Genomic DNA, 12,508 nt, shown 5'->3' on the forward strand with positions numbered 1-12,508 from the left:
AGGAGAGACCGATGCGCGATCATCTGCTCGAAGACGACGCCGCCTCGCTGCCGAGCGTCTACGCCGACGACGGCGAACGGCCGGACGCGATCCTTCATCGTCCCCTCCCACGCATGGCGGACGTGGCGATCGTCGGCGCAGGACTGACCGGTCTGGCCGCGGCGCTCCATCTTGCCGAACACGGCGCGTCCGTCGTTGTCCTCGACGCAAACGACGTCGGGACCGGCGGCACTGGCCGTAGCTTCGGGCAGGTGGTTCCGTACCTCAAGCTCGAGCCTGCCCACGCCGAGCGCCACTTCGGACCGGAGATCGGAGGCCGCCTGATCGCCGCCGCGGGCGACGGACCCGATTATGTCTACGGCCTGATCGAGACGTACCAGATCGCCTGCGAGGCGGTGCGGAACGGTCTCCTCTTCGCGGCGCATACCCCGGAGGGCGCTGAGCGCCTCGCCGGACGCGCGGCCTACTGGCGCGCCCGCGGGGCCGCCGTCGAGTTGCTGGATCGCGCAGGGACCGCCGCGGCGGTCGGCGGAGGAAGCTACCCCGGCGCCTTGCTCGACCGCCGCGGCGGCACCCTCAATCCCCTCGCCCTTGCGCGGGGACTCGCCCGCGCCGCGGCGAACGCCGGCGCCAGCATCGTCGTCCGGGCGCTCGTCCGATCTGTCACCCAACGCGGCGGCGGCTGGGAGGTCGCGACGACACAGGGCGCGACCGTCGCGAAAACCGTGCTGGTCTGCACCAACGCCTACCGGAACGGGCTCGCGGGCCAGGCTGGAGACTGCGTGCAGCCCATTCGCGTCCATCAGGCGGTCAGCAAGGCCTTGCCTGCCGAGCTCGCCGCGCGCGTGCTGCCCGGGCGGCAGGCCCTGACCGACACGCGGCGCCTGCCGTCCGGACTGCGGGTCACCCGCAGCGGCCGGCTGATCGCGACCGTTGAGGGGCCGACCTTCGGCCATGGCTCCGGCGGAGCGACTGGCTACGCCAGCGAGCGGATCGCGCGACTGTTTCCCTTCCTGCCGCCGATAAGCTGGGACGCGCGCTGGAGCGGCTGGATCGACATGGCTCTTGACCAGTACCCGCGCATCTACGAGTCCGCGCCGGGCCTCTACGCCGGGCTTGGGCTGAGCGGCCGTGGCCTTGCGCTGGGGCCGATGCTCGGACGCGATCTCGCTCGCAAGGCGCTCGGCGCAAACGCAGACGATCTGGCCTTCCCCGTCTCGAACCCTCGCGACCATCGCTGGTTCAGGGGCGCCAAGGTGGCGATCAAGGGCGAGGTCTGGAAACGCAAGCTCTACGACCGCCTCGACGAGTGGCGGCACCAAGGGCGGGATGAGCGCGCCGCCGCCTGACGTCGCGGCGGGCATCTTGCCTGAAGAACGGAACGACGCAGGAGCTTCGGAGAAAGTCACTACGATGGCGATACTGACTTGGCTGCACACGGCCTATGGCGACGACCTGATCAACGGCATCCGCTCGTCGCTTCCGGACGAGACGATCTACGAATGGCCGGGCGACGTCGCGCATGACGAAATCGACGTCGCCATTCTTTTCCGTATGCCGCCGGGGTTCCTGAAGCCGTTCCCCAACGTCAAGCTGATCTCGGCGACGGGAGCCGGCATCGACCACTACCTGCTCGACCCGGATTTTCCCCGGGACGTGCCACTGGTCCGGGTCGTCGACCACGACTTCGCGGCGAGGATGGCGGACTACGTGCTGTGCTGGACGCTGTTCCACCACCGCGACGTGCCGCACTTCCTGAAGGCGCAGAAGGAGCGGCGCTGGGCGTACAAGATCATGCGCTCGGCTAGCGACGTCACTGTCGGCGTGATGGGGCTCGGCCAGATGGGCCGGCTGACCTGCGAGCGCTTGGCCTTCCTCGGCTACGACGTGCGCGCCTGGTCGCGCAGCGAGCACGAGATCAAGGGCGTCAGATGCTACGCCGGGAAGGACGCGCTTTCGGACTTCCTGCGCGACACCGAGATCCTGGTGAACCTGCTGCCGCTGACGGCGGAGACGCGCGGGATCCTCTGCAAGAAGACCTTCGACCAGATGCCGCACGGCGGGGTGCTGATCACCGCTGCGCGCGGCGGACACCTCGTCGAGAACGACGTGCTCGACGCGCTCGACTCCGGACGCCTCAGCGCCGCGACCATCGACGCCTTCCCGGTCGAGCCGCTGCCCGAGACGCATCCGTTCTGGACGCACCCCAACGTCTACGTGACTCCGCACTGCTCGAGCACCGCGAGCTGCGCGACGATCGTCGACACCTTCGCGGAGAACGTTCGACGGTTCCGCGCCGGCGTTCCCTTGCTGAACGAAGTCGATCTCGCGGCCGGATACTGACGCCGCCGCGCGCACTGATCCCTCGGCGGCGCCTTTCGCGTGGGCGCTGCCGCTGACGAAAGGAACGCGTCGCCCGACCGCCTCCCGTTACCTTCCTGAGCGCGAGCTCGAAATGCGCAAGCCAAACTCTGAGTTTGTAATGAAACGTTTCAATTTCAACTTGCCAAGGGCGCTTCCACCGCGTGTCTGGCCCGGACCTTGCAACTGGCACTCCGCCGTTTGCGCCGGAACGATCTGCAACGCTGGAGATCACAGATGGCATTCGAAACCACAGTGCTTACGGCGTTCCGGCGAAGCGCGAGGGGCGTTCTGGCCCTGGCGCTCGCCGTGACGCTCGGTCTCGGCCCAGGCGCTCGACCGGCGACGGCGGACGACGCGCCGCTCAAGAAACTCGACTTCGCAGGATCCGTGACCTGGCTCGGCCAGATCCCCATTCTCGTCGCGATCGACAAGGGCTTCTTCAAGGAGCAGGGGCTCGACGTCGGCGTGCAGGTGATCCTGAACTCGTCCGACCGGATCCGCGCGATCACGGCGGGCTCCGTCGCCTTCAGCAATCTCGGCCGGACCGCCGTGATCAGCGAAATGGCCCGTGGCAACAAGAGCTTCTACTACTTCGCGAACGTCGACGACTCGCCGGGGAACGAAGGGTGCTGGGCGCGCCCGGGTTTCGCGTCGCTTAGCGATCTCAAGGGCAAGAAGATCGCGGCCAACGCCTCCGCGGAGATCACCCTGGTCGGCCTCCTGAAGGAGGCCTCGATGACGACCAAGGACGTCGAACTCGTCAACCTGCCGCCGAACGAGATGGTGGTCGCGCTCGCCAACAGCGACGTCGACGCCGCCTGCGTGTGGCGCCCGGTGCTCGACAAGCTGAAGACGGCGGCGCCGGACGGCAAAATGCTCGGCACTGACAAGGACACCGAGTCGTTTCGCGCCTTCGGCACCATGTCGTCGCCGGACATCATGATCATCTCGAAGAAGGTCGTTGACGAGGACCCGGAGTCGGCGCGGAAGATCGCGATCGCGGTGATGAAGGGTGCGGACTTCGCGACGAAGGAGCCGGAAGAAACGGCGCGGACCGTCGCGCACTACTTCAAGCAGCCGCCCGAAGCGGTGCTCGCCGGTATCAAGGACTTCAAATACTTCGGCGCCGCCGGCTGGCCCGATCATATCAAGCGCCACACTGAACAGATGAAGCGCCTCGCCGCCTACCTCGCGGAGGCCGGCAAGATCCCGGCGACCCCGGCGGTCGAGGACTGGATGAACGTCAGCTTCATTCCCGCGCCCTGACGCCGCTCGAGCCTACGACCTCACGGAGAGCCGACGCATGAACGCCGTACGCGCTATGACCCGGTCCGTCGCGATCCCTCTGTTCGCCCTCGGGCGCTCGGGCGGATGGTCGACCCGCGGATCGATCCTGATGCTGAACGTCCTCGGCGTCGCGGGCTTCCTGCTGCTGTGGCAGGTCGCGACGGCCGGCGGCTTCCTGTCGCCGCTGTTCCTGCCTTCCCCCGGCCAGGTGCTGAGCGAGGCCGCGCAGGTCGCCGCCACCGGCGAACTGTGGCGCTCGATCGTGGACTCCTCCCGCCGCGTGTTCTTCGGCTTCGCGCTGGCCGCGCTGTTCGCGGTGCCGCTCGGCGTGCTGATGGGGCTGTGGGCGCCCGCGCGGGCGCTGGTCGGCCCGTTCGTCTCGCTGCTGCGCCCCCTGCCCTCGATCACCTGGATTCCTCTGACGATGTTGTGGCTCGGCATCGGCGAGGCCCAGAAGATCGCGATCGTCTTCATGGGGACCTGGGTCTACATCCTGGTCTACACGGTCGAGAGCACGAAACGGGTCGACCCGCTGCTGATCAAGGCGGCGCGCAATCTCGGGGCGTCCGACCTGTCCGTGATGCGCGAGGTGATCCTCCCCGGCGCCCTCCCTGGCATTCTCGCCGGCCTCAAGGTCAGCCTCGCGATCTCCTGGTCCTGCGTGCTTTCGGCCGAGATGGTGGCGGCCCAGAGCGGCCTCGGCGCGCTGATCTGGAACGCGAAGGACTGGAGCAACCTCGCGCTCGTCCTCGTCGGCATGGTCTGCATCTCGCTGACCGTCCTCGTCGCGGACCTCGCCGCCGGCGTGATCGAGCGCCTGCTGCAACCGTGGGAACGGCACCGCCACGTCTGACGCGAGCCCCGACACCGAGACCGGAGATCCGACCGATGCAAGCGATCCTCGCCGCCGAGCACGTCACCAAGATCTACGCCGTCCACGCCAAGGAGACGACCGCCGTCCGCGACGTCTCGCTCGACATCCGCGAGGGCGAGTTCGTCTGCCTGCTCGGCACCTCCGGCTGCGGCAAGTCGACGATGCTGAACCTGTTCGCGGGCTTCACCCAGCCGACCAACGGGCGCGTGCTGCTGCGCGGCCAGCCGATCACCAAGATCGAGCCCCGCTGCGGAATGGTGTTCCAGTCCTATGCGCTGTTTCCCTGGAAGACGGTCCGGCAGAACGTCGAGTTCGGCCCGAAGATGAAGGGATTGCCCGCGGCTCGGCAGCGGGAGCTCGCGGACCGTTACATCGCGATGGTGAAGCTGTCGGGCTTCGAGAACCATTATCCAGCGGAGCTGTCCGGCGGCATGCAGCAACGGGTGACGCTGGCGCGCAGCCTCGCGGCCGACCCGGAAGTCCTGCTGATGGACGAGCCCTTCGCTGCGCTCGACGCCATGACGCGGCAGGTGATGCAGGAGGAGTTGCTCGCGATCCAGGAGGCGAGCGGCAAGACGGTGGTGTTCATCACCCACAACATCGACGAGGCGATCCTGCTGTCGCACCGCATCGTCGTGATGGCCGCGAATCCCGGCCGGGTGACGGCCGTAATCGAGAATCCGCTCGATCGCCCCCGCGACCTCGCGGCCCAGGCGACGCCCGCCTACGCCTCCCTCAAGAGCCGGATCTGGGACCTCGTGGTCGGCGACGTCCGCGGCGCCATCGCTGGCCGCGCCGGCCGCGCCTGAGCGCTCGAGAACAGGAGGAGACACCATGACGGACGAGGGCCTCGACAGACGCCGCTTCCTCGGCGGGCTTGGCGCGGGCGCCGCGGCGCTCGGCGCCGACGTCGCCGAGGCAGCTGAGCCGGCGCCGGGCGTGACCGCCGCCTCCCCCGCCGGAGGTCCGCCGGCGCTCGCGGGCTACCAGTTTCTCAATCCCGACGAAGCGGCCTTCATGGAGGCCTTCGTCGACCACCTGATCCCCGCCGACGCGCTCAGCCCCTCGGGCACGGAGCTCGGCGTCGCGGTCTATGTCGACCGGCAGCTCGCCGGCGCGTGGGGCAAGGGCGCGCGGATGTATCTGCAGGGCCCGTGGCGCAGGGGAACGCCGAACCAGGGCTGGCAGTCGCCGATGACCCCGGCGGATCTCGTGAGGACGGGAATCGCCGCGCTCGACGCCCACTGCCGCCGCGTGGCGAAGCTGCCGTTCGAGCGACTGGGGCCGGACGCGCGCGAGGACGCCGTCGCGGCCCTCGCCCAGGGCAAGATCGAGCTTGAGGGCGTCGCTTCGAAGCTCCTGTTCGACACGCTCTACGCCCTCGCCACCGAAGGTCTGTTCGCCGACCCCATTTACGGCGGCAACCGCGACAAGGCGGGGTGGAGGCTGGTGGGTTTCCCCGGAGTGATCGCGACCCACGCCCAGGACATCGAGACCTACCGCGGGCGTCGCTACGACGCCGAACCGATGAGCATCGCCGACATGTCGTAAAGGAGACCACGATGGCCACCAGGCTGAAGCCCGTCGATGTCGTCATCGTCGGCATGGGGTGGACCGGCGGCATTCTCGCCAAGGAGCTGTCCGACGCCGGGCTGACGGTGCTCGGCCTCGAGCGCGGCGTGAACCGGACGACGGAGCCCGATTTCTCCGTCCCTATGATCCGCGACGAGTTGCGCTACGCCGTCCGGCACGAGCTCTACATGGACGTCAGCCGCGACACGCTGACCTTCCGCAACGCGGCGCGCGAGACGGCCTTGCCGATGCGCCGGCTGGGCTCCTTTCTGCCGGGCGAAGGCGTCGGCGGGGCCGGCCTTCACTGGAACGGCCAGACCTACCGGTTCTCCCCCTCGGACCATTCGCTGCGCACCCGCGTGAAGGAAAGGTACGGAGCGGCCTTCGCGCCCGAAGGCATGCAGCTTGCCGACTGGCCGATGACCTACGACGAACTCGAACCCTACTACGACAAGTTCGAGTACATGGCCGGCATCTCCGGCCAGGCGGGCAACATCCGCGGCGAGACGATCGAGGGCGGCAACCCGTTCGAGGGACCGCGCTCCCGCGGCTATCCCAACCCGCCGCTGAAGGCCAGCCTCTCGGGCGTGATGTACGAGGCGGCGGCGCGCGAGCTCGGGTACCATCCGTTTCCGCGGCCCGCGGCCAACATGAGCCGCGCCTACGTCAACCCGGACGGCATGAGCCTCGGCGAGTGCCAATACTGCGGCCACTGCGAGAACTTCGGCTGCGAGGCTAACGCCAAGGCGAGCCCGCATATCACAGTCATTCCGGCGGCGCAGAAGAACGCCAACTTCAGCCTGCGCACCCAGGCCTGGGTCACGCGGGTCGACCTGCACCCGGACGGCAAGCGCGCCAAGGGTGTCACCTACACCGACGTGCGGACGGGCGAGGAGTTCGAGCAGCCGGCCGACATCGTGGCGCTCTGCGCCTACGGGCTCGGCAACGTCCACCTGATGCTGCTGTCTGGAATTGGAGCGCCCTACGACCCTGATACGGAGACCGGGGTCGTCGGCAAGGGCTACTGCTACCAGCTCACCTCGACCGTCCAGACCTTCTTCGAAGACAGGAACTTCAACCCCTTCATGGGCGCGGGCTCGCTCGGCGTGGTGGTCGACGACGTCAACGGCGACAATTTCGACCATGGACCGCATGGCTTCATCGGCGGCGCCTCGATCATCAACGCCACAACCCATGGCCGGCCGATCGCCTACCGACCGCTGCCGCCCGGAACGCCGAAGTGGGGTTCCGAATGGAAAGCCGCGTCCCGCCATTGGTACGGGCGGTCCACGAGCATCGGGACGCAGGGCTCCAACATGGCGAGCCGCGGCAACTACCTGAGCCTCGACCCGACCTATCGCAACGCCTTCGGTCAGCCGCTGCTGCGCTTGACCTACGACTTCACTGAGAACGACTTCAAGCAGTCGGCGTTCACCACCAAGATCGCCCACGACATCGGGCGGGCGATGGGCCCGACGCACATCAGCCCCCTCGCGCCGAAGTCTTCGAGCTACTCGATCGTGCCCTATCAGAGCACCCACAACACCGGCGGCGCGATCACGGGCCACGATCCCAAGACCAGCGCGGTGAACCGCTACCTGCAGAGCTGGGACGTGTCGAACCTGTTCGTCGTCGGCGCCTCGGCCTTTCCCCAGAACGCCGGCTATAACCCCACCGGCGCAGTGGGCGCGCTCGCCTATTGGACCGCGGACGCCATCCGGACCCGCTATTTGTCGGCCCCGGGGCCTTTGGTGCCCGCATGAGGTCCCGTTCGCTCGCCCTTGCCTTCGCCGCGGCGCTCGGCGCTGCGGCCGGAGCGCAGCCCGCGTCCGCTGGCGACGCCGATCGTGGAAAGCTCGCATTCGGCCGATGCGCGGCCTGTCACGCCTTGACGCCGGACGCGGCCGGCCTGCCCGGACCATCGCTTGCAGGCGTGATCGGGCGGCCAGCCGCGCAGCTCCCCAACTTCCGCTATTCGCCCGCCCTCAAGCGGAGCGGCCTGACCTGGACCGAAGACACCCTCGACCGCTTCCTCGCGAATCCGCAGGGCGTCGTCCGCGGCAACCGGATGCCATTCTCTGGCGTCGGCGACGCCGCCGAGCGCGCGGACCTGATCGCCTATCTGGCGCGTGACGCCGCCCCCGCTCGGTAAGCCGCGCCGCGTAAAGCCGCCAGGCCGCCGCGCCTCCTGAAGCGGCTCCGCAAGCCACGTACACCAATCCGAGAATGTCGCCCACGCCGGCTTCCGACCGACGCGGGTTTCGCTTCGAGCGGTTTCCGCGTCGATCGGCGCAAAGGACGCCGCCCGGCTTCGAGGCGCCATAAGCCCGCAAACGGCGCGGGCCGCGCCGTCCGCCGGCGGCGCTGATACGCAGAAGCTCGCTTGCTTTAATATTGCATCGCACAAAATCTCGAACCCCATGCCCATATGATGAACCGGTTCACCAATCATCAAGCTCAACCGACAGGCACATGGTCATCGAGAGACAATGCGCAGTGCCCCGAGGCAGACTCCGCCGATTACTATGTCATCTTCCTGCATATTTATTGATCTGACGGACAATCAACAGAGTTTCGAAGTAAATGTTAGATTGCTGATGTACGTCGGAAACCTCCCTAGATGACGCCAAAGACCGTTGACGCAGCGCACCATTATGATATCGATTCATTAATGGCTGACGAGGTTGGGCTCGGAGAGGGCTTCCGCTGCAAACGCGGCCTGACGCCTGCCCAAGCTCGCCGACGCTCTGCTCGTGCATCGTTTTCTCGAATACGTCCGCGCCCCCGCCGGTCGAAGAGAGGGACGTCATGTTCGCAACCACCGACACGTCGATCTGGGCCTCCGCTCAAAGCGAGCGCGCCGTCGCGCGCCAACTCGAACCGGCGCCGCACTCCGACCCGCGGCTGTGGCGTGCGGGAAGCACGCCGAGACAGGTCTTGGACGCGCTTTGGGCGTCGTTCCAGCGCGCGGTCAAAGTTCACGGCGAGCTTTCGGCGCCGATCGGCGAGACAGCCACCTCGACGGAAATGCGGTTGAAACTGCTGCTTATGCGACAGCTGCTGATCGACGTGGCGCTGAACGCGCAGTTTCTACGCAATGACCCGAACCGACCGCCCGCCGCCGCGAGCGGAGCCGAACCCATCGAGCTTCCGCTTCGGCTTGAACTTGGCGTGCACTGCCAGGAGACCGAGTATCTCCGGGCCAACGTCATCGAGGGTCAGCAACGGGTGCTTTCCGCGCTCGGCGAGGAGAACGAAACCACCCGCTCAGTGGTCTTGGACGAGGCGCTTGGCGCGCTCTGGGCGGCGCTATGGCGTCAGGAGGACGTCGACCTCGTCACGACGCAGATCCTCTACGCCAACCGCGTCTACGACGCCCTCCCACGAGGTCTCGACCGGGCTCTCGGGGCGCTTGCGGCGGCGGGAGTGCGGCCCAGCCGGCCGGAGCGCTGGTTCGCCGGCTACACATGGCTTTACGGCGACCGCGACGGTCGGCCTTACGACACCAACGCCCACACCGAACGCGTGGCCTTCGCGCTCGAAGACGTTATCCGCAGCAACTACCGGCGCGACGTCGCAGCGCTCCGCGTGGCCTTTCCCGACGAACCGCTGTACGCGGCGTGCCTGCGCAGGCTTGATTCTGGCGATCCGGACGCATTCTCGAGCCCCGACCAGTTCTCCGCCACGCTCCGCGCCAGCGCCCAGGCCTCGGATCGTCGCGTGCAGGATCTCCTGCGGCGCGTAGCGGCCTTCGGCTTCCACTTCCTCAAGGTCGAGTTTCGGCAAAACGCGCTAAAGTTCGAAGAGGTCGTCGACATCATGCTGCCGCCGGCCACGATCGAACGCTGGCTGGGCGAGCGCGTCGCCTACGCCAAGTTGTCCGCGCCCAAGCGGTTGCGCTTGCTGACCGCTCTCCTGCAAGACGAGGATCGCAATCTGCCCGCGCGCATCTGGGAGGACTACTGGTCAGCGACGGAACCTGGCTTCCGCGCCAAACAGGACGCCTACGCCGGCGGCGACTACATCGAGCTTCTCAAGTCGGACCCCGACTACATCCGCGCGCACGACGCCCGAATGACCTACGACTGCCTGCAGATGATCGCGCGGTACGGCGACCGCATGACGATGCACGGCATCGCGGAGCTTGAGGACATAGACGCCGCTCTGGCTCTGCTCTTCCTCTTTGCTGCGGCCGGCGCCCGCCACGCCGTCGACATCGCGCTCCAGCCCGAGGACATGGACGGCGCCGTGGCGCTGGAGGACGCGGTCGCCCGGCTCTACGAAAACCCCGCTTACCGCGAGCATCTGCGCGTCCGGGGCGACGTGCAGTACATCACCTTCGGCCCGAGCGACACCGGCAAGGCCGGCGGCAAGGCGATGCACAAGGCGAACATGAAGATCGCCCGCCGCCACCGGCAGATCGCCGGGGCTTACGGGATCGAGCTCGTTCCGAACATCGTCATCGGCCACGAGCACGCTCGGTGCAACGGACCCCAGGGCGAGATCCTGGAGGAGTACGGGGCGGCCGACGGCGACGTCGTCCGCTATATGCTCTCGGGCTGCATCGAGATGCGTAGCTTTCTGCTTACCCCGCGCTTGGCGGAGCAGTCGATCGCCAACATCCTGACTGCGCAGGGCCTGCGCGCGGCCGAGGCGCGACGCCTTGGGCCGGCCGGGCGCGAGTCGCGCGCGGCGGAGGGGCGCGAGATCGACTGGCTCGCGATCGTCCGGCACTACAAGAGCCGCTTCTTTGACCACCCTTCGCTTCCCGCGCTGCTCAAAGCCGTAGCCCGCTTTGACCTCGTGCGTGCGACCGCGAAGGGCACGCGCCCGCCCACGCGCAATTTTCTGATCAAGGACTTGGAGTCCGATCCGGCCTCGATCCGCGCGATCCCCTGGACTCGCGCCATCATGCTCTGCGGGCTGCACCACGAGCTAATCGGCGCCTCGACGCTTGCCGGTCGGGAGGCGAGCGAACTCGCGGGCCTCGCCAAGGCCGACCGCACCTTCGGCCGTTATGTGAAGAACCTGGCCTACGCCGCGGCCCGCTCGAACCTTGATCTCGCCTGGCGCACCCTGCGCGGGGCGCCTCTGAGCCGGGCCGACATCGAAGCGTTGGGAGCCGAGGACGCGGCCGGCGCCGCCGACCCGGCGGCCGCCCTCCTCGCCTTCGTCCATCTCGAGCACGTCGCCGCCAAGCGCGTCGTCTTCAAGGCGACTCGCGGGCGCGAGCCGGACGACGCCTGGGCCATCCGGACAGACGAGGTGCTCGCGGACTGGCCCGAGCTGCGCGCCGAGGTCGCCTGGAAGGAGGCCGCGCTAGCGCCGTACCACGAAGTCCTCGTGGCGACCCGACGCGATCCGAACGCGCTCTCCCGGAGCGCGATCCACGACCTCTACTCCGGCTACCTGCTGTCGGCGAACACCGACCTGTCATTGATCCATCCGGAGACCGCCCGCGCCCTGAACTGGAGCTGACCGCCGCCGCGCGCCCACCAAGGAGACCGCCATGCAACGCCTCGCTCTGCGCCCGTCCTCCGAACCGGATGTCGACCCCGCCGGCCATCGCATCACCGACGCCGTCGTCGCGAGCTTCGCGAACGCGCCGGACCCCCGGCTCCGGAGCCTGATGACCGTGCTGGTCCGCCATCTGCACGACGCGGTGCGCGAAACCGGGCTTACGATGGAAGAGTGGCGCTTCGCGGTGGACTATCTCACCCGGACCGGCCTCACCTGCACCGGCACGCGCCAGGAGTTCATTCTCCTGTCGGACGCGCTCGGCGTTTCCATGCTGGTGGACGCGATCAACCACGAAGCGGCCGGCGCGACCGAGACCACGGTGCTCGGCCCCTTCTACGTGGCGGACTCGGCCGTGATGCCGCTCGGCGCCGACATCTCGCGCGGCCTTCCAGGCACGCCCCTGCTGGTCGAGGGAACGGTGCGCTCAAGCTTCGGCGGCCCGCTCGCGGGCGCCTCCGTCGAAGTCTGGCAATCCGACGCGGACGGAACCTACGATGTCCAGAAGGACGACGGTGAAGGCTACGCGCTCCGGGCCCACTTTAAGACCGACGGCCAGGGCCGCTTCCATTTCTGGTCGATCACGCCGTGCAGCTACCCTATCCCCAACGACGGGCCGGTCGGCGACATGCTGGCGGCGACCGGGCGCCACCCCTACCGGCCGGCGCACGTGCACTTCCTGATCTCGGCGCCCGGCCACGCGCCTCTCGTTACGCACGTCTTCGCCGAGGGCGACCCCTACCTCGCGGACGACGCCGTGTTCGGCGTGAAGCCTTCACTCGTCCGGCCCTTCGCGCTTCAGCATCCCGACGACGCTCCCGCCGCCCGCCGTGACGGCCGGGCCTGGCGACGTCTGTCCTACGACTTCGCCCTCAACCCCACGCGCTGACCCGC

10 protein-coding genes are annotated in these 12,508 nt (G+C 68.1%); all 10 read left to right on the plus strand.

From position 1 onward, the window contains the following. The first annotated feature begins 11 nt into the window (after positions 1-11). Positions 12-1,349 (plus strand): NAD(P)/FAD-dependent oxidoreductase, encoded by a 1,338-nt coding sequence (locus tag METY_RS09760; protein WP_103121201.1) that lies wholly within the window; start codon positions 12-14, stop codon positions 1,347-1,349. Positions 1,350-1,413: 64 nt separating this feature from the next. Then, positions 1,414-2,343 carry a 2-hydroxyacid dehydrogenase gene (locus tag METY_RS09765; protein WP_103121202.1) on the plus strand — a complete coding sequence of 310 codons (930 nt, stop codon included), beginning with the start codon at positions 1,414-1,416 and terminating at the stop codon, positions 2,341-2,343. A gap of 255 nt (positions 2,344-2,598) precedes the next feature. Beyond that, positions 2,599-3,630, plus strand: a complete 1,032-nt coding sequence (locus METY_RS09770) for an ABC transporter substrate-binding protein (protein ID WP_103121203.1) — start codon at positions 2,599-2,601, stop codon at positions 3,628-3,630. Between the two features lie 37 nt (positions 3,631-3,667). After that, positions 3,668-4,504, plus strand: a complete 837-nt coding sequence (locus METY_RS09775) for an ABC transporter permease (protein WP_244593584.1) — start codon at positions 3,668-3,670, stop codon at positions 4,502-4,504. Positions 4,505-4,539: 35 nt separating this feature from the next. Next, entirely contained in the window at positions 4,540-5,334 is a 795-nt protein-coding gene (locus tag METY_RS09780; protein ID WP_103121205.1) for an ABC transporter ATP-binding protein, read from the plus strand. A 25-nt stretch (positions 5,335-5,359) separates the two neighbouring features. After that, positions 5,360-6,076 carry a gluconate 2-dehydrogenase subunit 3 family protein gene (locus tag METY_RS09785; RefSeq protein ID WP_103121206.1) on the plus strand — a complete coding sequence of 239 codons (717 nt, stop codon included), beginning with the start codon at positions 5,360-5,362 and terminating at the stop codon, positions 6,074-6,076. Positions 6,077-6,087: 11 nt separating this feature from the next. After that, a complete protein-coding gene (locus METY_RS09790) occupies positions 6,088-7,860 on the plus strand; it encodes a GMC family oxidoreductase (RefSeq protein WP_103121207.1) in 1,773 nt (590 codons plus the stop codon). Then, the gene (locus METY_RS09795) at positions 7,857-8,249 is read left to right on the plus strand and encodes a c-type cytochrome (RefSeq protein ID WP_103121208.1); all 393 of its coding nucleotides are present in this window, start codon (positions 7,857-7,859) and stop codon (positions 8,247-8,249) included. Before METY_RS09790 ends, METY_RS09795 begins: the two co-directional genes overlap by 4 nt. A 656-nt stretch (positions 8,250-8,905) precedes the next feature. Then, complete coding sequence (locus METY_RS09800) at positions 8,906-11,575, plus strand: phosphoenolpyruvate carboxylase (protein WP_103121209.1); 2,670 nt, start codon at positions 8,906-8,908, stop codon at positions 11,573-11,575. Between the two features lie 31 nt (positions 11,576-11,606). Next, positions 11,607-12,503 carry an intradiol ring-cleavage dioxygenase gene (locus tag METY_RS09805; protein WP_103121210.1) on the plus strand — a complete coding sequence of 299 codons (897 nt, stop codon included), beginning with the start codon at positions 11,607-11,609 and terminating at the stop codon, positions 12,501-12,503. The last annotated feature ends 5 nt before the right edge of the window (positions 12,504-12,508 follow it).

It is taken from the genome of Methylopila sp. Yamaguchi (genome assembly GCF_002897035.1).
Classification (GTDB): Bacteria; Pseudomonadota; Alphaproteobacteria; order Rhizobiales; family Methylopilaceae; genus Methylopila.